The 21497-nt window shown below is 50.8% G+C and carries 9 protein-coding genes; 5 read left to right on the top strand and 4 right to left on the bottom strand.

Features of this window, described 5'->3' with window-relative positions:
* Positions 1–17: 17 nt before the first annotated feature.
* The 4 genes from HPS57_RS07200 to HPS57_RS07215 all read right to left on the bottom strand — a co-directional run bounded on the left by HPS57_RS07200 (position 18) and on the right by HPS57_RS07215 (position 8740).
* Positions 18–1619, bottom strand: coding sequence for a rhamnogalacturonan acetylesterase (locus HPS57_RS07200; RefSeq protein ID WP_253946502.1), 1602 nt, complete (start codon positions 1617–1619; stop codon positions 18–20).
* A 141-nt stretch (positions 1620–1760) separates the two neighbouring features.
* A complete protein-coding gene (rhaM, locus tag HPS57_RS07205; protein ID WP_172181622.1) occupies positions 1761–2075 on the bottom strand; it encodes an L-rhamnose mutarotase in 315 nt (104 codons plus the stop codon).
* 146 nt (positions 2076–2221) lie between these two features.
* Positions 2222–4057: a rhamnogalacturonan lyase gene (locus HPS57_RS07210; RefSeq protein ID WP_253946503.1), complete on the bottom strand. Its 1836-nt coding sequence runs from the start codon at positions 4055–4057 to the stop codon at positions 2222–2224.
* 540 nt (positions 4058–4597) lie between these two features.
* On the bottom strand, positions 4598–8740 hold the full coding sequence (locus HPS57_RS07215; RefSeq protein ID WP_172181626.1) for a two-component regulator propeller domain-containing protein: 4143 nt from the start codon (positions 8738–8740) through the stop codon (positions 4598–4600).
* 361 nt (positions 8741–9101) lie between these two features.
* Here HPS57_RS07215 and HPS57_RS07220 point away from each other — a divergent pair, with 361 nt between their 5' ends.
* The 5 genes from HPS57_RS07220 (at position 9102) to HPS57_RS07240 (ending at position 21446) form a co-directional block, all read left to right on the top strand.
* A complete protein-coding gene (locus HPS57_RS07220) occupies positions 9102–12428 on the top strand; it encodes a SusC/RagA family TonB-linked outer membrane protein (RefSeq protein ID WP_172181628.1) in 3327 nt (1108 codons plus the stop codon).
* A gap of 26 nt (positions 12429–12454) precedes the next feature.
* A complete protein-coding gene (locus tag HPS57_RS07225; RefSeq protein WP_172181630.1) occupies positions 12455–14548 on the top strand; it encodes a RagB/SusD family nutrient uptake outer membrane protein in 2094 nt (697 codons plus the stop codon).
* Positions 14549–14585: 37 nt separating this feature from the next.
* A complete protein-coding gene (locus tag HPS57_RS07230) occupies positions 14586–17441 on the top strand; it encodes a SusC/RagA family TonB-linked outer membrane protein (protein ID WP_135938488.1) in 2856 nt (951 codons plus the stop codon).
* A 22-nt stretch (positions 17442–17463) separates the two neighbouring features.
* Positions 17464–19182, top strand: coding sequence for a RagB/SusD family nutrient uptake outer membrane protein (locus HPS57_RS07235; RefSeq protein ID WP_135938487.1), 1719 nt, complete (start codon positions 17464–17466; stop codon positions 19180–19182).
* Between the two features lie 104 nt (positions 19183–19286).
* Positions 19287–21446: a hypothetical protein gene (locus HPS57_RS07240; RefSeq protein ID WP_172181632.1), complete on the top strand. Its 2160-nt coding sequence runs from the start codon at positions 19287–19289 to the stop codon at positions 21444–21446.
* Positions 21447–21497 lie beyond the last annotated feature (51 nt).

Consider the following 21497-nt stretch of genomic DNA (forward strand, 5'->3'; position numbering starts at 1 on the left):
AATACTGACGGTCTTTTTTACTTCAGATAGTCCTTCAATGGGCAGTCGGTAGCCTTCAGTCCCTCGGCGATGCTCTGTGCATTGAGGCGCGCACCCTTCTTTGAGGTGTGGGTGTGGTCACGCTTGAAATAGCTGTTCACCTCCTTGAAACCGTCCTCCCATGCCATTTTCTCGAACTTGTCGCCGGAGATTTTGTTCAGGTCGATGAAGATTGCGCCGGTCTGCTCTGCTACTTCGCGTGTCCACTTGCCGAAAGAATTGGTGTTGCGCTCTATGAGTCCGTTGTCAAACTTGTTTCTTGGTGTGTGGCTGAGGACAACAGGGATTGCGCCCTTCTCCTGACAGTCCATGACAAACTTGCGGAGATACCAGCCGAAAGTGTAGATAACCTGGAACTTGCCGGTCTTCTCCATCTTGAAGACCTTGCTCTCCGCGCCTGCTCCCGGCAGTTCTGCGCGAGCCTTTCCGGTGTTTATCTCGCCCGCATCGTTGTGTCCGAACTGCATAATCACATAGTCGCCCGGCTGCAAAGCGTTGTAGACCTTGTCCCAACGTCCCTCGTCAAGGAAGGTGCGTGCGCTGCGTCCTGCCTTTGCATGGTTTTCGACGGTGATGCGGTCAAGGTCGAAGAGGTCCTGAATAACGCTTCCCCAGCCCCACATGCTGTCGTCGGAATTGTCCTCGTTCTTCACGGTGCTGTCACCGATAGTGAAGAGCATAGGTTTTCCTTTCTGTCGTGTGGCACCGGTGACGGTGTCCTTCTCCACAGGTTTCAGGTACTTTGCCAGAGGGAGACCCTTATAGGCGCGGATGCCTTCGATGGCGGATTCCGCATTGACACGTGCTCCGAACATGGTGGTATGGATACGGTCGCCGTAGAACATGTACTTTGTCTTCTCCTTGCCGAATTTCTCAAACTTGCGTGCTGTTATGTCATTAAGGTCTATGAAAGGCACTTTTGCCTTCTTTGCCACCTGCTTCGCCCACAAGCCGAAAGTCTTGTTGACGCGTGTGACGATAGTGCTGTCGGCATCATCATAAGCCAATCGCGGAGTGAGGGACATAAGGATAGGGTGGGCACCTTTAGCTTTCACGTCGGCAATGAACTTGCGCATGTATTCGCCGTAAGTGTAGACAGTCTCCTTTACGCCGGTCTCCTGTATGGTGACATCGAGGGTCTCCTTGCCGATTCCCGGAATAGAGGCACGCGCACGACCTTTGTCATAAGGGCCGTTGTCATTGTGTCCGAGTTCGATGATCACCCAGTCGCCCTTCTTTATGCCTTTCAGGACATCCTGCCAAAGGCGGTTGTAGAATGTGCGGCTGCTCATTCCGCCGAGCGCATGGTTCTCGACAGTCATCTTGTTCTCGTCAAAATACTCATTGACAAGATAGCCCCAGCCCCACTGGCCGTTGTTGCCGTTGCCGAGTGTGCCGTTGCGCATGGTGGAATTTCCCACAAGGAAGAGCACCGGATTGTTGCCTTTGCGTGATGAGCCTGCCACAGGGCGCGCTGTCATTGCTTTGTTGAGGCTGTCAAGGGTGTTGTCAACGACGTTGTTGACATCCTTCATCGGTCCTGCCACGTTTGTTTTCTGTGCCTGTGAAGGGAGGCACATGGCGGCACAGACCGCTAAGGAGAATAGTATCTTTTTCATTTGGTTGGGTTGTTGGTTGGTTATTGTTTTGGCATCATGGTTCAATATAATTCATCATGATGCATCATGTTATGTCATGTTGGAGCGTGGTGTGGTTGGATTCTAATCCATGTGGAACAGTTCCGGCAGTGGTATTGTCACCGGCGAGTTGTCAGGGTTTACCTCCATGATGTCTGCCATGTAGTCCCACCATTTCCGGACTATAGGGTTGCTGCCCATGTCCTGTGACGATTCGCCGCCATGTGTCTTCTGGCAGGCAAAGAGGATGTTTGTCTCCTTGTCCCAATAGATGGAGTAGTCATAGACACCGCCATCGGACAGCATCTTCTTCAGTTCAGGCCATATCTCTGCATGCCTTTTCTCGTATTCTTTCTCAAAGCCCGGCTTCAAGAACATTTTGAATGCTTCTCTTTTCATATTGTTGTTGTTTTCTTTTTGTTGTCATGTTGAATCATGATGTATCATGGGGCATCATGTTGCAACTCATGTTTTATCATGAGGCATCATGGTGTATCTTGTTGCATCGCATGTCTCATCTTGTTGCAGCATGGTGAATCGTGATTTTACTTGAACTTCCAGCCGCGGAAGATGCCGTCCTTCAGGTCCGGCCCGAAATAGAATCCCGGCTGCGTAGGCTGGTTGTAAGCCACGTTCTGCGTGGCGATGCTGATCCTGTAGACAGGGTCTTCGAGGAATGTGTGGAAGCGATAATCTGTCGGGATTGTGGATACATAAAGGCGCAAGTGCCTGTTGTCCTTGGTGCGCATGAGCACTTCCTCGCGCCAGTCGCCCACGATGTCACCCTGAAGGCATGGGTTTGCCTTTGTCCAGTTGTTGGACTGAGTGCCCTCAAAGGTCTGCAAAGGCTTGCACTCGCCTGTCGTCCAATCGTATTTCGACACAGTGGTGCGGTCGAGAAGCTCGCGCAGAAGGTCGCCGTCCCACCACACTGCCATGTTGACGGACAGGCGTTTCGGCTGAGGGTTGATTACCTCTCCCTTGATGTTGCGTATTCCTCCCGACGCTATTGACCACATCTCCACACCCTCGTTGGTAGGGTCGATGTCCGCCGCCATGCAGCGTCCTACATCGGATTTGTCCTTGACCTGGAAGATAATCTCGCCTGTCCGCGCATCACGGAATGTAGAACCGTCGCAGCGGTTCTCATGGCAGTTCCACACCTGCATGCCCTTCATATCCTTGGAGAACTGCGTCAGGTGCATAGCATCGCCATGTCCCATACCGAGAGTGTAGAGCCCTGTGCCGTCATTGTCGAAGGCACAAGAGCCGTAGATAATCTCATCACAGCCGTCGCCGTCCACATCTCCCACACGCAGGTTGTGGTTTCCTTGTCCGGCATAGCCCTCACAGCCAGGATTGTCGCTGTCGAACACCCACCGCTTTTTCAGTTCCTTGCCGTCCCAATCGAAGGCTGCAAGGACGGTGCGTGTGTAATAGCCGCGGCACATCACCACACTTGTGCGCTTGCCGTCAAGTGAAGCTACGCATGCAAGGAAGCGGTCGCTGCGGTTCGCACGTGAGTCGCCCCAGCCGGCAGGGTCACCGCGCTCAGGGATGTAAGGGACGGTGTGCATCGCCTCGCCTGTCAATCCGTTGAACACAGTGAGATACTCCTTGCCGGTAAGTATGCGTCCTTGGTGGGCAGGAGTGCGCTTTCCCTCGCCCTTTATGCCTGGTTCGCGATAGTCCGCGTCAGGGTTTCCGATGATCTTTCCCTTGCCGTCAACAGTTCCGTCAGAGGTTCTCATCACCACTTCCGCCTTGCCGTCACCGTCAAGGTCATAGACCATGAACTGAGTGTAGTGTGCTCCGGCACGTATGTTCCTGCCGAGGTTTATCCTCCACAGACGCTCACCGTTGAGGCGGTAGCAGTCGAAGAGCACATCCCCCGTATAGCCGTCGTGGGAGTTGTCGTGCGCGTTTGTCGGTTCCCATTTGAGGATTATCTCATAATCGCCGTCACCGTCCACATCGCCGATGGACGCATCGTTGGCAGTGTATGTGTAATTGTCACCGGCCGGTGTCACCCCTCCTTGGGGCATGTCCAGCGGAATGTCGATGTAGCCAGTCGGAGCGTTTGCCGGCAGGGTGTAAGAATACTTCTCGCCGGTGGCTTTCCTGCCGATGAGTTTCTCGACAGTGTAGGTCACGGCATCGTTCCCTTTGTAGTCATCGCGGAAGAAAGTCGCGTTGTCGCTTTTCGTTGTCCCAATCTTTTTGCCGTTGCGGTAGATGTTGAACGCCGTATTCATCGGGTCGGACGACAAGTAACGCCATGAGAGGGTGACGGCGGAAGGGTTTTCCCTGACAGCGACAAGCCCCCTCGAGAGCTTTTCCGTCTGTCGTGCGAAAGCATGTGTCGCCATCACCATCATCATGGCAGGAATTATGAAAAAAGCTTTGGTCTTCATTGGTTGATAGTTAATTTGGTCAGTTTGATGCACAAAATTAGTATTTTATATAATGTTATGTATGCAAAAATGTGTTTAATATATGTAATTTTGTGCATACATGTGGATTTGCGACATAATCACATCTCCTATGCACGGATGTATATATATGTATGTGGTTTGCCAAAGGTTGCTTGATGCCGGACCATGACCGCCTTGCTGTTCGCCAATGGAGTGGTTTTGTCCGCATAATGGCTGCAAAAACCGCCTTTGGGACATCGCTTTTCAAAGGGTAACCTTTTACCCTGCGAAAGGTTACCTTTTGTCTTGTAAAGTGTTACCTTTTATGGTGCAAAGCGTTACCTTTGGTAAAGTCCTCTGAGACAGGTGCTTTTCCGTTTAGCTTCTTCCGGACATGGAAACACGCCGAGACAACATTTTGAATGTTATCCCGGCGTGTTGACTTGCAATTATATAATGTATGCTTTTGGCGATCTTTGAGCAGTGGCAAGATGTCCTTTCACAGCGTCATTCCTCTTTCTTTCCGCCCTCCTTGAACTGCTTCTGGTAGGCGGAGGGTGCCATGCCGAACTGTGCCTTGAAGCATTTCGAGAAATAGAACGGGTCGCTGATGCCCACCTTGTAGGTCACATCGGCGATGGTGAGGTTGGTGTCCTGAAGGAGTTCCGCCGCCTTCTTCATGCGGATTTTCTTGATGTACTCCATAGGCGAGCAGCCTGTCACGCCCTTGACCTTCTTGTAGAAGATGCTGCGTCCGAGGTGCATCTCCGCCGCAAAGTCATCGGCAGAGAAGTCGGAGTTGGCCATGTTCTTCTTCACTATTGCCAGCATTTGGTCGGCGAAGTCCTTGTCCTTGTCGTTCTTGCTGATTACCGGCGCGTTGTAGGTCAGGTCGTTGGAGAAGCGTTCGCGTATCTTGTTCCTCTGCTCTATGAGGTTGAAGATGCGTGCAAGGAGCAGTTTCATGGAGAACGGTTTGACGATGTACGCGTCAGCTCCCGACTCGATGCCCTCCTGGTACTTGTCAGGCACGTTGAGAGCCGTAAGGAGGATGATAGGGATGTGGCACGTCTCGAAGTTCTGTTTCAGGCGTCTGGTCAGTTCGTAGCCGTTGATGCCCGGCATCATCACGTCAGAGACGATGAGGTCGTAATGGTTTTCGAGAGCCATTTTCAGGCCGCTCTCCCCGTCAGGTGCGCCGTCTGTCCTGAAATAGTAGGACAGTGTGTTCTGCAGAAGGTTGCGTATGTCGACATCATCCTCCACCACAAGTATGGCGCAGGAGGACAGGCTTGACAGTTTATTCTCCAGATTTTCAGACAGATACCCGTTTTTCTCATTGGGGGGGGTAGTTTTTTCCGGTTCCTTCTCCGGTGCTGTTATGAGGAAATCGCCGGCAGCATATACGCTCTTGTCCGTCGGCAGTGTCACGGTGAACACCGAACCTTTCGGGCGGTTCTCCTCGAATGTCAGCGAGCCGTGGTGCGTCTTGACGAGTTCCATGGCAAGGTTCAGGCCCACACCGATGGAGTCGGCGGCGAAGGAAGTCTGCATGAAGCGGCTGAAGAGTTCCTGCTGCTTGTGCTTTGGCACACCGAGTCCGTCGTCAGCGACCTTTATGCTCAGTGTGTTGTCATTGTTCTGTTGTATGTCGAGAGAGACATTCCCCCCTGCCGGAGTGTACTTTATGGCGTTGGAGATAAGGTTATAGACCACTTTGTCGACATTGCTCTTGTCGAAGAACATCACGTGCTTTTCGGCGAATGTGTTGAATGTCATGGTTATCTTCTTGTCCTCCGCCATGAGGTTGAAGGTGTAGAAAATGTCGCGTACGAAGGCTATGATGTCGTCCTCCTCGAGGGCGAGATGCAGTTTGCCGTTCATCATCTTGCGGAACTCCAGGAGCTGGTTGATGAGTCGCACCATGCGGTTTGTGCTACGCTCCATTATGCTCAGCTGCGGGTACTGCTTGACGATGTCCGTGTTGACGGTGATTGTCTCGAGGGACGACTGTATGAGTGTCAGCGGTGTGCGGAACTCGTGTGAGATGTTGGTGAAGAACTTCAGTTTGTAGTCCGTCAGTTCGCGTTCCACCTTTATCCTCTGGCGCAGGCGGTAACGCTGCTTTGTCAGGCGGTAGATGTAGCAAGCCACGGCAAGCGTGAAGAGCGAGTACAGGAGGTACGCCCACCATGTGCGGTAGAATGGCGGTTTGACGGTTATTTCCAGTATGCTCTCCTTTCCTGCCACGCCCTGGCTGCTGATGGCTCTGACATGCAGGCGGTAGGTGCCCGGCTCGAGGTTCTTGTATTCTGCGAAAGCCTGTGTGTCGTAGCTGCTCCAGTTCTTCTCATATCCTTCCAGCCAGTAGGAGTAGCGTGTCTCGCCGTTGACGGGGAACTCCATGGTGGAGAAGTTTATGCGGAAGGAATTGTCCGTATATTCCAGCTGCAGGCGGTCGGAGTAGGCGAGGGACAGCAAGTCGCTTTTCCCGTCCTCTGCCACGGAGATGTTGGTGAAGAGGAGGTCAACCACCTTTTCCTTGTTCTTGTCCAAGAGTGAAGGGTTGGCGATAATCTCCAGTCCGTCGTCCTTTCCGAAGAGCAGTGCTCCGTTGGCGAGTTCCAGTGCGGCGCATTCGGAGTAGGCGTTATAGATGATGTCGCTGAAGAAGCGGTAAGTCTGGCAGCTCTTCGTGACAGGGTTGAAGCGTGAGATGCCGTACTCTGTGGTCACCCACATGTTGCCCCTTTTGTCTTCGAGGAATCCCTGCACCATAGGGCTTGACAGTCCGTTGTTTATGCCGAAATGCTCCAGCTGTATGCTGTTGAGAGTATATTTCCCTTTGCCGGCAGCCTTTTTCCTGTGTGCGGAGGCGTTCCACATGGCGAATCCCTTTCCGGTCTCGGCAATCCAGATGTTGCCTTTCGAGTCCTTGCAGACCATGCGCACGAGGTTGCTCCTCAGCTTGTTGTTCTCCACGCTGAGCAAGAGGTAGTCGTCCGGGTTGTCGATGATTCTGTCAGGATTGGCTATGACCACTCCTGCGTTAGTGCCCACCCATAGGTTTCCGTCGTTGTCCTCGACGATGTTGCGTGCGCAACTGATGTTGTACTCCTTGTCAAGGAAGTGGCGGAAGCGGTAAGTGCCGTCCTTCTGCTTCACTGCAAGGTTCAGTCCGCCGCCGTGTGTGGTTATCCACATGCGGTTCTTGCTGTCGCGAAGGATGCTGAACACGGCGTCGTTCGACAGGCTTTCGGCGTTGCCTGACTGCCGGCTGTAGAGTTTGTCGCCGATGATTACTCCGCCGTCGCGCAGTCCAAGCCATTGTGTCCCTTCGCTGTCGAAGGCCACGGAGTAGACGCTGTGTGGGAATTTCTCAGAGTTTTTCTGTATGGAGAACGTTGCGTCATAAGTGTCCAGGGTAGCATTCTTTGTGCCGACATAGATGTCGCCGCCCTTTATCGGCTGGCAGATCATGCGCACCTGTTCGCCTTTGTATATCTCGGTGGTGACATTGCGTGAGACATTTATGCAGCTTATGCCTGTGTACCAGGAACTTACCCATACGTGGTCATCCTTGTCAAGGAACGTGTAGAGTAGGTTGTTCTGCCCTATCGGTGATGTTCCGCTGTTGCCCGCCCTGAAATTTGTTAGTTCGCCGGTGCGCTTGTTGTACATCAGCAGTCCGCAATGGTCAGTGCTTATCCAGATCAGTCCGCGCGAGTCCTCCACGACATTGTACCTGAAATTTGCGCTGCTGCCGTCTCGTCCCGGTGCGTTTATGCGGATGACAGCGCCGGTGCGCTTGTCGATGCGTGTGAGCACGAAATCCTTGTTGTAGAGCCAGCAGTTGCCTTTGTTGTCGGTGCGCAGGTCAGGCCGGTTGTCGTTCATCCATTCGGCAGGGACGGGAGCGAGCGTGTTTTTCTTTGTGTTGAAGTACATGAAACTGTCATTTCTGCTGCCGCAGACGACAATCCGCCCTGCAATCTCTGTGGCGTTGGTGAATCTGCCATGGCGCTCCACTTGCCGGAAGCCTTTTCCGTCAAAGATGAACAGTCCTTTGTCGTTGCCTGCGATGGTCTCGTGGCTGGAGGTTTCGTAAATGAACTGGAAGTTTCTTGCTGTCTTGTCCTTGAAACTCTTTGCCGACAGAGTGCCGTCATTGCCGGCGGTAATCAGCACTGTCGTGCCGTAGCCATAGAGCCATATCTTTCTGCCGTCATTCGACATAGCCATCTTTTTGCACTGGAATCCTGTCCCGAGGAGTCCGTTCATGTCAAGGAACTTGTCGGTGCTGAGGTCCAGGCAGTAGCATTTCATGTTCATGGTGAGGACCCACAGGTGCCGGTGTGCGTCTTCCATAACCCAGTCGATGCGGTCGTCGTAGATGGAATTCTGTCCATATCCTTGCGGATTGAACACTTTCATCGTGTTTCCGTCGTACCGGCACAAGCCGTTGAGAGTGGAGAACCACATGAATCCCTTCTTGTCCTGCGCGATGGAACGGACGAAATTGCATGGCAGTCCGTTGTCGGAGGTTATCCGCTTCGAGTATATGGAGAATCCTTGTGCTGTGGTCTGCGCATCCGCGATAAGGGAGAATGCTGCCGCAAGTAGAAGGATAATTGATTTATGTAAAGGCATATTATATATTATAAGGTATAGTATCAGACTGTTTTATTGTTTCTAAACGCAAAGTTACAATATTTTTTTAATATTTGGAAAAATATACATGCATATTGCACAAATTTGCATATAAAAATGTAAAATGAAAGTTAATTTTGCAACTAAATTTGATGAAAAGCGAAAATTCACTAATCACTACAACCTAAAAAGCAATTTAAGAACCAAGAATCCGGCTTTGCAAAAGGTGCGCTGATGTCCTTTGTCGTGGCTGCTCTGCTATGGCATTTCCTGCTTGTACGGCAAGTCCCGGAGTTGTTTGGCTTTTAATCAGACGCTGATCAGAACAAGACTAACATAAAAATAATTTACAACTAAACTTATGAGCAAAATCAGACTACTGAACACGAGTGGAGCTTGCAAACTGCCGGCAATGGTGTTGTGCGCTTCCGCTTTGGCGTTTGCTCCCAATATCGGTGTAGTGCCTGCAAAGGCTGTCACGGGTATCGCTGCACTCCAGCCTGCTGGAGTCATCAACGGTAACGTGGTGGATCCGGCCGGCGAGCCTGTTATCGGAGCGACTGTTTATCTTGTCAGCGCATCAGGTGCCACATCGGCACAGAACGCTGCCATCACCGACTTTGAAGGAAACTTCTCCATCAAGGCAAAGGCAGGTGACAAACTCAAGATTGTGTACATCGGCTACGCTGACCAGATTGTCACTGCCAAGGACAACATGAAAGTGACTCTCAAGGAGGACGCCACCATGCTTCAGGGTGTGGAGGTCGTTGCCTACGGCACTCAGAAGAAGGTCACTGTGACAGGTGCCATCTCTTCCATAAAGAGTGAGGATCTTGTCCGCACTCCTGTCAGCTCTGTCAACAACGTGCTGGCGGGACAGCTCTCAGGCGTCACCTCTGTGCAGTTCTCAGGTGAGCCGGGTTCAGATGCTGCCGACATATTCGTGCGTGGTAAGGCTACTTTCGCCGGCTCTGATGCTGTGAAGCCACTCATCCAGGTGGATGGTGTGGAGCGTGAGATGTGGGACATCGACCCTAACGAAATCGAGAGCGTTACAGTCCTGAAGGACGCGTCAGCTACTGCCGTGTTCGGTGTGCGTGGTGCTAACGGTGTAATCCTCATAACCACAAAGCGTGGTAAGGAAGGCAAGGCACGCATCTCAGCAAATGTCAGCTTCTCAGCTCTCACTCCTACGAAGATGATTGATATGGCGGACTCTTATGAGTATGCAAATTTCTATAACAATATGTTGTCGTACGACGGTGATGCCCCAATGTTCAGTACAGACATCGTTGAGGCTTTCCGCACGAATTCCGATCCTATCCGCCTGCCAAGTATGCGTTGGACAGATTATATCATGAAGGATGTGACGCTCCAGCAGCAGCACAATGTCAACATTTCCGGCGGTAACAACAAGGTGAAGTATTTCCTCTCAGCGGGTATGTTCACTCAGGGTGGCCTGTTCGAGTCTTTCGGAAGGGATTATGACTTTGACTACAGCTACCAGCGTTTCAACTATCGTGGCAACATCGATATAGATGTCACTCCGACAACAAAGCTCAGTGTGAACCTCGCAGGTAAGGTGGATGACAGTACAAAGCCACGTACAGGTCAGGGTGCTTCAGGCATGATTAAGGCTATATATGAGGCATCACCGTTCTCAAGTGCGGGTTTCGATGAGCAGGGACGTTACATTTATACAAATACAAACCCTGCATATAACACATTCACTATCCCTGAATATGATGATGAAGGTAATGTTGTGCGTGATGCAGACGGCAATCCTGTAATTGCAAGTACTAAAACTTCTGTCCTCCCATTCACTGGCAGTGCACCTATGACATACATTATTTATCAGCCGGGTGCTTACCATTATAATAACAACCGACTGATGATGGACGTCATCCTTGACCAAAAGCTTGACTTCATCACAAAGGGCTTGTCACTGAAGCTGAAGGGCTCCTACAACTCTATCTACGGTGTCACAAAGGAACTTACTGCAAGTACGGCAAGCTATACTCCGGTAATCAGATGGAATCCTGAGACAGCGACTAACGACATGCTGTATCTGAAGTCAGGTCAGGATACAGACCCTTCTTACAAGCCAAGCACAAGCAAGGGTCGTGACTGGTATGCCGAGGGCTCTCTGAGCTACAGCCGCGCATTCGGTGAGCATACTGTCAATGCTCTCGCTCTCTACAACCAGAGCAAGACATATTATCCAAAGACTTACTCCGACATTCCCCGTACTTATGTAGGTTTTGTGGGCCGTGTCACTTATGACTACAAGAATCGCTACATGGCAGAGTTCAACATCGGCTACAACGGTTCTGAGAACTTTGCTCCTGGCAAGCGTTTCGGCTCTTTCCCTGCAGGCTCTGTGGGATGGCTCATCAGCGACGAGCCTTTCTTCAAGCCTCTCAGCAAGGTCATTTCGTTCATGAAACTGCGTGCTTCATGGGGTCTTGTAGGTAATGACAAGGTTGGCGGCAGCCGCTTCATGTATCTTGCCGACCCTTACGTTGTCAACGGTGCAGCCCTGATGGAGCGTATGGGCAAGGATGCGAACCCTTATGCTTACTATTTCGGTGTCAGCAACATTACGGGCTCCACACAGTACGGTGCCACGGAGCTGGCCAAGAACAATGCCGACGTGACATGGGAGAAGGCGTTCAAGCAGGACTATGGTGTTGATGTCTACTTCCTCAACGACAAGCTCCGCATATCATACGACTACTTCAAGGAGCACCGTACAGACATCCTGTGGAGAGACGGGACAGTGCCTTCCTTCCTCGGATTCTCTGTTCCTTACACAAACTTCGGTGTCGTGGACAGCTGGGGACATGAGGTGTCCGTCAACTGGCAGGACAAGATAGGCAACGATTTCCGCTACTGGGCGAAGTTCAATCTCTCTTACAACCAGAATGAGATTATCGAGGACCGTCAGGCTCCACAGAACGAGCAGTACATGTATACTGCAGGACGCCGCATCGGCAGCCGCTCACTCTATAAGTTCTGGAATTACTACTATGAGGGTTGCGAGGCAGACTATGAGAAGACGTTCGGTCAGCCATTCCCTGAGCAAATAGTCCAAAACGACCAGTTGAAGCCGGGTGATGCACTCTATGTTGACTTGAACAATGATGGCAAGATTGACACCAACGACATGAGCCGCGACCTCGGATACACTGACGACCCGGAGTATATGGCAGGTCTCTCTTTCGGATTCTCATACAAAGGATGGTCATTCAACACCCAGTTTACAGGTGCATGGAATGTCAGCCGTGTGATTGACGGAACATTCCGCCGTCCATTCTACAATTCTTCTGGTGACAATAAAGGAGGTCTGTTGGTTTACCATCTCGAGAACTCTTGGTCACCGGAGAATCCTAATGCGGAATATCCACGCCCGACATTCAGAAGAAAAACCCAGAACTACGACCCACAGTCAACATTATGGGAGAAGGATGCCAAGTATCTGCGCTGTAAGACCATGCAGGTGGCTTATGACTTCAGCATGCCTTGGATGAAGAAGTTCGGCATGAACCAGCTGCAGCTTGCTCTCAGTGCTTACAACCTCTTCACACTCACTCCATACAAGTGGGGCGACCCTGAGGTGAGGGCTTCAAATTCTCCTTCTTATCCGTTGCAGCGTACTTACACTCTGTCAGTTAAAGTAGGATTCTAAGCTAATCATATATGAAGAACAATAAAATGAAAATAAAGAATATATTCAACGGACTGAGTGTCGCAGTTCTTGGAGCTGCAATGCTCTCAGCCTGCACCGATGACATAAAGTTCGGCAACGCCTTCATCGAGAAGGCACCGGGTGGAGCGGTCAATGTGGACACTGTGTTCAGCAGTCCTGTCTATACCCAGCAGTTCCTGAACTCGCTCTATGCGCGTCAGTATTATGGATTGCCATACGCCAACGCCAGCGGTACTCCGAACAGTTCCAACACATATACAGGAAAGTTTGATGCCTTGACTGACTGCTACCAGCTTCACTGGGGAAGCACAAGGGTTGAAAACTCTTATTATACAGGCAGCCTTAACTCCAACACCACACCGCTCATGGGATTCAATGACGACTATGTGTGGGAGGTGGTACGCCTTGGATGGATGCTGATTGAGAACATCGGCCGCGTGCCGGGGCTCTCCGACGCTCAGAAGAAGAATATGGTTGCTCAGGCTAAATGCCTTATTGCCGAGCGCTATTTCGATCTTTTCCCGCACTATGGAGGCTTGCCGATAATCAGGAACACATACACCGGCAATGAGGGCTCCTACGAAATGTCACGCAGTACAGTCGATGAAACCGTGAAGTTCATGGTTGGGTTGCTTGATGAGGCTATAGAGGGTGATGCTCTCGTGTGGGCGTATAACGGCAACACTCCGGAGACCAACAGTACCAACGTTGGACGCTGGACAAAAGCCGGAGCAATGGCAATGAAGGCAAAGATTCTTACCTTTGCCGCTTCTCCGCTCTTCAACAATGCAAAGCCTTACTATGACGGCTCAAGCGAGGCGGAACAGCAGCATCTCGTATGGTACGGCGACTACCAGAAAAGCCGCTGGGACGATGCCCTGAAGGCATGCAGGGATTTCTTTGACGAGGTGAAGAAAAACGGCTACTATGGTCTCCGTGAGGCGACAAGCAAGACTCCTGACGGCTACCGCCACGCATACCGTATGGGATACATTCTCGATGACAGTCCGGAGGCTCTCCATACCACACGTGTGATTTCAATCTATGGTATCCAGGGTACTTACTGCTGGCTCTCATGGGGATGGCAGCAGAACGGCATCAACCGTAACAACTATACTCCTACTCAGGAATATGTGGATATGTTCCCATGGAAGGACGGCACACCGTTTGACTGGGACAAGGACTTTGCTGCCGGACGTATAGAAGGCTCTAACGGCAAGTTGTTCTTTAGCTACACACCTATCCGTGGCGGTTTCAAGAAAGAGGCTTCACGCGACCCTCGTCTCTATGAGAACGCTTTCGTAAACGGTCAGCAGGAACAGCTCGGATGGGAAACCGGCACATCAACCGGTAACGTCTTTGAGTTCTGGGTTGGCGGCTACCATGCTTCCTCCAATGTGTTGGGAGAGGCAAAGGATAAGGACGGAAAACCAAAGAAGGACGAGAACGGGAACCAAATATATGAACCTGTTGAAGCTACTCTGACGATGTGTCCTACCGGATACGGTAATGTGAAATATCTCCTTGATGAGCAGTTCCACCGTAAGGCAGACAACCACTGGAACGTGGTGACAATGCCGGAGATGTACCTAATCTATGCTGAGTGCCTCGCACAGACAGACAATCTGCCGGAAGCCATCAATCAGGCCAATGTTGTCCGCAAGCGTGTCGGTCTTGGCTCTCTCACAATGGGACACCCAGAGATTGCTACTAACAAGGATGCTCTGATTGAAGAGATTCTTCGTGAGCGTGCTTGTGAGCTCGGTCTGACCAACGCCCGCTTCATGGATATGGTTCGCTACAAGCGCACTGACTGGATGACAAAACAGCTCCATGGTCTTGGTATCTTCCGTATGCAGCAGGGCTCTGACGGAAAGTGGGTACGTGTGACACGCCCATGGCTTGGCGACGACAAGAACAGCGGTACAAAGGAGCCTAACCGCTTCGAGTATCAGAAGTTTGAGCTGAGCAAGCCTGTACGCCGCGTACTGTGGGGCATGGATCCTGATGACACCGATGTAAGGAAATGGCTCATGTCTCCATTCCCACAGACGGAAATCAACAAGGGCTATGGTCTTGTCCAGAACCCGGGATGGTGATACATTTGATTATTAATGTGCAAGAACTTAGAATTTTATGAAAAATAAGAATATATTGATGCTTTCACTGCTTGCCGGACTATCTGTTCCGGCAGCAGCACAGCAGGACAGCACAGGCATCGCCTTCGTTGACCAGACCATCGAGGTGGGAGCCAACAAGAATTTCTCACGCGAGACCTCAACGGCTGCCGTGTCTGTCATAACAAACAAAAATGTCAACAAGCGTTCGGCAAAGAACATTGGCAACTCTATCCTCGGACAGGGTAACGGCCTTATCTCATTGCAGGGCGGAGGCACATTTTTTGAGCAGAACCCTACATTCTACATCCGTGGCTTGCAGAGCCTCAGTGTCAGCAGCCCATTGGTGCTTGTCGACGGTGTGGAGCGTGACATCAGCTACATCAGTGCCGACGAGGTGGAGGAAGTGCAGATCCTCAAGGATGCTGCTGCCGTTGCCCTCTATGGTTACAAAGGCACAAACGGTGCACTGCTCATCAAGACAAAGCGTGGTGAATACAACAGCAAGACTATAAAGTTCACTTATGACCATGAGTTCCGTCAGATGCTTAACCGCCCTAAGTTCATCGATGGTGCGACTTATGCAAGCGCAATGAACGAGGCTCTGTACAATGAGGGACAGGGACAGTTCGCGAAGTATTCTGCTGACGAGATTGCCGCTTTCCAGAATGGTACACACCCTTACCAGTATCCAAGTGTCAATTGGGTGGGCGAGACATTCCGCAACCACGCTCTTGACAACCGCTTAGGGCTTGAGTTCAGCGGTGGTGGTGAGAAGTTCCGCTATTTCACAGCGGCAACCCTTATCTCTGACAAGGGCTTCATCAAGAATCCTGCAATGAATGAGGGCTATAACACTCAGGACAAGTACGTTCGTGGTAACATACGCACAAACCTCGACATCGACCTCACTCCAAACACAATGATGAGAGTCAACCTCCTCGGTATGCTGAGCGAGATGTCACGCCCGGGCAGCAATGTTGATCTTTGGGGAATGATGTACTCAGTGCCTTCAGCTGCTTTCCCTATAAAGAACGAGCACGGCACATGGGGCGGTTCCAGCACATGGGCAGGAACAAACAACCCAGTAGCTCAGTCAACAGGCGCAGCCTATTACAAGATTCATGAGCGCGCACTGAACCTCGACGCAGTCCTTGACCAGAAACTCGACTCTTGGACAAAGGGACTCAGCCTGACGGTTAAGGCAAGCTACGACATATATTCCACCCTTTACGAGGACCACTCCAAGGAGTATCTCTACGGCTACACTCCTGTGACAGGATGGGCAAACGGTGAACCAGTTCTCGGTGATTACTGGGAAGGTGGCAAGCAGGGAGAGATGGGTGCAGGCGCAGCTACTGACAAGTACGCTCGTCGTATGACCTTCGGTGCAGGTTTCAACTACAACCGCTCTTTCGGCAAGCACAGCGTCTACAGCCAGTTGATGTATGGCTACGACTTTGAGGAGACAACAGGTGTCAACACAAAGATTTACCGTCAGAACATCTCTTGGCTCGGTCATTACGCTTACAACAACAAGTATATCGGCGAATTGGCACTCATGGAGTCAGGCTCAAGCCGTCTTGCTCCGGGTACAAAGTGGGCGATGTCTCCAACAGTGTCAGCAGCATGGGTTGCTTCAAACGAGAATTTCCTGAAGGATGTCTCCTGGCTTAACTTCCTTAAGCTCCGCGCTTCTTTTGGCGTAATCAGTGCCGACTATCTGCCGGGTGACAACTTGTGGACATACTACACACAGTCTTACTCAAAAAACGGTACACAGTATCTGTGGGGTGCCGGCTACGACACCAGCGACGGTGCTACAGTGCTTGGTCAGATGGCAACCGCAAATCCTTCACACGAGAAGGCGCGCAAGTTCAACATAGGTATCGACGCCACTCTCTTCAAGGGACTGAACATCGAGTTTGACTACTTCAACCAGCATCGTTATGATATCTGGGTGAGTGGTGCAGGCGCATTCTCTTCACTCATTGGTTTCGAAGCTCCTTATGTCAATGCAGGTGTGGTTGACCAGTACGGTTTTGACCTTGCTCTTGACTATACAAAGACCATCGGCGACGTTACATTCAACATCGGCGGAAACATGACCCTCTCAAAGAACGAGATTAAGGAACAGGCAGAAGAACCAAAGGCTTACGCTAACCTCGTGACCACAGGCAATCCGCTCAATTCCAACTACGGACTTATCGCTGAAGGACTCTTCCGCAACGAAGACTTCGTGTATGATAAAGACGGCAACCCTACCGCTCTCGTTGACGGCATCCCTGCACACACCTTCTCACAGGTGCGCCCGGGTGACATCCGCTATAAGGACGTGAACGGTGACGGCAAGATTGACGCTAACGACAAGACAAAGATTGGTTACAGCTCAACATGTCCTGAACTCTACTACTCTTTCCACCTCGGAGCAGAGTACAAGGGACTGGGCTTCACAGCACTCTTCCAGGGCGCAGGTCGCTACACAGCAATGCTAAGCAACTCCGGCTACTACTGGGGACTTGTCAACAATACATCCCTTGCACAGTATGTTTATGACAACCGCTGGACAGCAGAGAGCAACGACCCTAACGCTATGTTCCCACGTCTCAGCTCATCCAGCAACGCCAACAACTATCAGGCGAGCACATTCTGGATGCGCGACCGCTCATTCCTGAAGCTCCGCAACATTGAGGTCTACTACAACCTGCCAAAGGCTGTCATGAAGAAGACCGGTTTCGTGAACGCTGCCAAAGTCTATGTCCGTGGCAACGACCTCTTCTGCGCTGACCACATCGAGGGTCGTGACGCTGAGATTCTCGGCAACGGAACTCCTGCCTCACGCAGCATTGTAGTTGGTGCACAGCTTACTTTCTAACCCTTAAAACTGAACAACAATTATGAAACTAAAGAATATAATTTTCGGTTGCGTGGCTCTCTCGCTGGGATTCACCTCATGCGACATGGACTACCACGAGTATAAGGTTGACGGCGAGGACTACATCAAGGAGAATTTTGAAAATGTCAATGGCTTGATGACAACCATCTACCGTGACCTTGACTCCGATTGGGGAAACTACAGCGGAGCAATGCTCGCATCTGCAACCGACGAGGCTGTCTATTCTCATCAGGGCAACTCTGTCGAGAGCTTCTTCAACGGCAACTGGGGACCTGCCAATGCCAATTCCTCTGTATGGGACAAGTGCTGGCACGGTATCTCTTACTGCAACCTCTTCCTTGACAAGTTCACCAATCTGACGTTCGATGACTATAAGCTTGACATCAACTATGAGGCTAAGATGGAGAAGTACAACAACTTCCAGTATGAGGCGCGTTTCATGCGTGCTTACTTCTATTTCCAGTTGGTGCGCCAGTATGGCGGTGTGCCGCTCATCGTAAACTATGTCGACGCTGAGACAGCCAACAACACTCCACGCGCGACGGCTGAGGAAATCTTCAAGTTCATCGACGACGAATGTTATGCTATAAAGGATGAAATCATCAAGGATTACTCAAAGGCTTATTCTGAACTCGGACTTGTCGAGAACGGACGCGCCAACAACCTCACTGTGATGGCTCTCCGCGCACGTGCTGCCCTGTACCACGCAAGCCCACTCTTCAATCCTGAAAACAACAAGGAACTCTGGAAAGAGGCTGCTCTCCGTGCTCAGGAATGTATCAATGCCTGCACATCACGCAACATGGGATTGGTTTCAAAATACGCCGACCTGTTCGCTGTTGACAGCTACTCAAAGTGCACAAAAGAAATCCTTTTTGGCACACGTACCGCTGCTTCCAACTCTTTCGAGAAGAACAACTTCCCAATTGGTATGGAGAACGCAGGCGGCGGCAACTGCCCTACCCAGAACCTTGTCGACGCTTATGAGACAAAGAAAGGCCTGACAATCACTGAGGATCCGGATTACGATGCGCAGAACCCATACGCCAACCGCGATGCACGCCTCGCAGCTACCATCGCTGTCAACGGCGAGCGTTGGCCTGACGGACTGGCAACAGACGCAAAGGCTGTGCTGGAGACTTACTACGGCGGTCGCAACAGCCGTTCTGTTGTTTACGGTACTCCTACAGGCTACTACCTGAAAAAGTATCTGCAGAAGACACAGGTCATCGGTGCTTCCAACGCAACTACATCCTACCATACATGGGTACTCTTCCGCCTTGGCGGCATCTATCTCGACTATGCTGAGGCTGTGCTGAACTACTTCGGTGACGGTTACACATCAGGTGAGGGACTTACACGCACCGCTGCACAGGCTATCAATATCGTGCGCAAGCGTGCCGGACAGCCTGATATAAAGACAGGACTCAGCCCAGAAGCGTTCACAAAGCGTTATGAGAACGAGCGCTTCGTGGAACTCGCATTCGAGGGACACCGCTTCTTCGATGTGCGCCGCTGGAAGAAGGGTGCAGAGTACTTCAAGGACATCAAGGTGATGGAAATCACAAAGAATGCTGATGAGTCATTCACATACAATGTAGTGACCAACCCATCATACATCACTGCCCGTAATTGGGAGGACAAGTTCAACCTTTTCCCTCTGCCACAGAGCGAAATCCTGAAGTCCGGTGCACTCACCCAGACTCCTGGATGGGAATAAAAAAATAAATTTATTATGTGGCAGGACACTCTTGCCCTGCCACATAATAAAGAAATATATCATTACTAATTTATCAATTTTATTATTAACTAAAAATCAAACGTATGAAAAAGTTTTATCTTTCTCTCGTTGCATTGACGATGCTCTGCATCTCTAATGTAAGTGCGGGTACACGCGTGCTGTTCTCGCAGAACTTTGAAGGCGTGACAAGCTCTGCGGAGACAGGCTGGACTTATGGTGGTGAGGCCATGAACATCCTGACTGATGACCAAGGCACGTACTTTGAGTTGTTTGGCGGTGCAACCAACGGCCGTAACGCTGTATTGAATTGGGGTGCCGAAGTCTATGGTGAGAATGCCTCTATCCTTGAAGATGGCAAATATACCTTGACATTCGAATTTTGCCCACAACAACCTTCAAACAACCAGTACAACAGTGCAATCACAGTTGTATCTAACCTTTCCGCTCCGGCCAATCAGCCTTATATCAACCGCTGGACTTACCTTAAGGATCAAGACGGAAATGAAATCACAGACCCAGCTGCTTATGTTGGCTTCCTCTTTGACCTTTCACAAAAGGCAGATATCGCTACAGGTGATGCATATTTCGTGAATGGTGATGAGTCTAACATTGTTAATCTTACTCAAGGTTCTTGGTACCTTGTTTCTCTCAACGTTGACGTTAATGCTCGTACCATAGAGTACAACGTTAGTGACCTTATGGGTACTACTGTTACTTCCGGTACACGTACAATCCCTGCTACAGAGTGTGACGGCACAGAAATCAGCATGTATGCAGAGGGCTTGAACGTTATGGTTGCACGTTATCAGGCAAGATACTACTTTGATAACATCAGCCTCACTTGCGAGTCTGCTCAGGATGTGGCAAACGACCCTGTTGTGGCTCTCACTGGTCTTGGAAAAGACGAAGAAGGCAATCTTAACCCGAACCTCCGTATTTACACCATCACATTCAAACCTGGTGAGACATTGAAGGTAAAGGGAACTGAGGGTGATGTTGCAGAAGTAAGATACGACGACTGCACTGGTTCTTACAAGTATTCTACTACAACAAGTGGTACATTGGTAGCTTGGACAGAGGTTGGTACTGCTAAGTCTAACGAGATTACTATGGAAGTTGACTGCTCACCTTGTGCTCTCCCTGCAGTTGCCGCTGACGTTATCTCTGTGGAAGAAGGCTTCGCTAAGACGTACAAACTTACTGTAAGCAACGCTGAAGTGCCATTGTCTCCAACATTGTTCATCTCTTACACATTCAATGGCAAGAACGGCACTACATTGAGCGGCGAGGAGCTTCCTACAGGTACCACAGTTACTGTTCCTGAGGCAGGTACTCTGACTGTGACAACATCTGCTTTCGGCTATCAGGCTACTGTAGTAACTATAGAGAACAACATCGAGTACGAGCTTAAGAATAGCTACGACTTTGCCCGTATGACTCCGGAGACAATCAAGGCTGCTGGCTTCGCTGCCATAGAGGATTTGAATTCTGCAACAACAAGTGGTGAGAACAACTGGACAGCCCGCAAGCGTCTCTTCTACTATGACGTCAACCAGCCTGTAATGGGTGAGGATGGCAGCCCTGCTGTTGACGACAAGGGCAACCCTGTTTATACAGCTGTCTATCCATTCGGCTATGTTGCTGACGATTCAGAGTGCGTCATACACCGCTGGGTTATTGCTGACACTGACATGACAGAGGAGAAGGCTGCTGCAACATTCGAGGGTGTTACTCTTTGGAACGGTCTTGCTGCTCAGGTTCTCCAGGGCATCGGCCTTACACAGAATGCTACAAAGAACAACTACAACACTGTCAAGTTCAAAGGTATCGGTGCTGACGACATCGTTATCGTCAATACAATCGGCGGCTATGGCAGCGATTCCAACCATCCTGTTGTGGCTACGGATGCTGAGTACATGGCTCAGCTGAAAGGCACAGACGTTGCTTTCCCAATCGCAAGTACAGGCCGTGAGGTTCTTGGCAGCAAGGCAGGCGGTGCTTACGTTATCGATGAGGAGGACGGCACGAAGACTCTCGGCTTCCAGCTCTTTCGTATCGACACAGCCCTTGTCTACGCAAAGGTATTCGGTGTGAAGGGCGGTTCAGTAGGCATCGAGAACATCGGTACCGGTGAGAACGCTCAGAACGCAGGTGCTTACTACAACCTCGCAGGTCAGCGCATCGCGAAGCCTGCTAAGGGCTCTATCTTTATCCACAACGGAAAGAAGATGATCATGAAGTAATCCTCAACGAGGACAATCTATAAACAAAAAAGGACGCCGTTCATGGCGTCC

This window comes from Palleniella intestinalis (genome assembly GCF_013166595.1).
GTDB lineage: Bacteria > Bacteroidota > Bacteroidia > Bacteroidales > Bacteroidaceae > Prevotella > Prevotella intestinalis.

Excerpts from the sequence above, each read along its gene's own strand:
- HPS57_RS07200 (WP_253946502.1), bottom strand. The coding sequence starts at position 1,619 with ATGTGCCTCCCTTCACAGGCACAGAAAACAAACGTGGCAGGACCGATG.
- rhaM (WP_172181622.1), bottom strand. The coding sequence starts at position 2,075 with ATGAAAAGAGAAGCATTCAAAATGTTCTTGAAGCCGGGCTTTGAGAAA.
- HPS57_RS07210 (WP_253946503.1), bottom strand. The coding sequence starts at position 4,057 with ATGATGATGGTGATGGCGACACATGCTTTCGCACGACAGACGGAAAAG.
- HPS57_RS07215 (WP_172181626.1), bottom strand. The coding sequence starts at position 8,740 with ATGCCTTTACATAAATCAATTATCCTTCTACTTGCGGCAGCATTCTCC.
- HPS57_RS07220 (WP_172181628.1), top strand. The coding sequence starts at position 9,102 with ATGAGCAAAATCAGACTACTGAACACGAGTGGAGCTTGCAAACTGCCG.
- HPS57_RS07225 (WP_172181630.1), top strand. The coding sequence starts at position 12,455 with ATGAAAATAAAGAATATATTCAACGGACTGAGTGTCGCAGTTCTTGGA.
- HPS57_RS07230 (WP_135938488.1), top strand. The coding sequence starts at position 14,586 with ATGAAAAATAAGAATATATTGATGCTTTCACTGCTTGCCGGACTATCT.
- HPS57_RS07235 (WP_135938487.1), top strand. The coding sequence starts at position 17,464 with ATGAAACTAAAGAATATAATTTTCGGTTGCGTGGCTCTCTCGCTGGGA.
- HPS57_RS07240 (WP_172181632.1), top strand. The coding sequence starts at position 19,287 with ATGAAAAAGTTTTATCTTTCTCTCGTTGCATTGACGATGCTCTGCATC.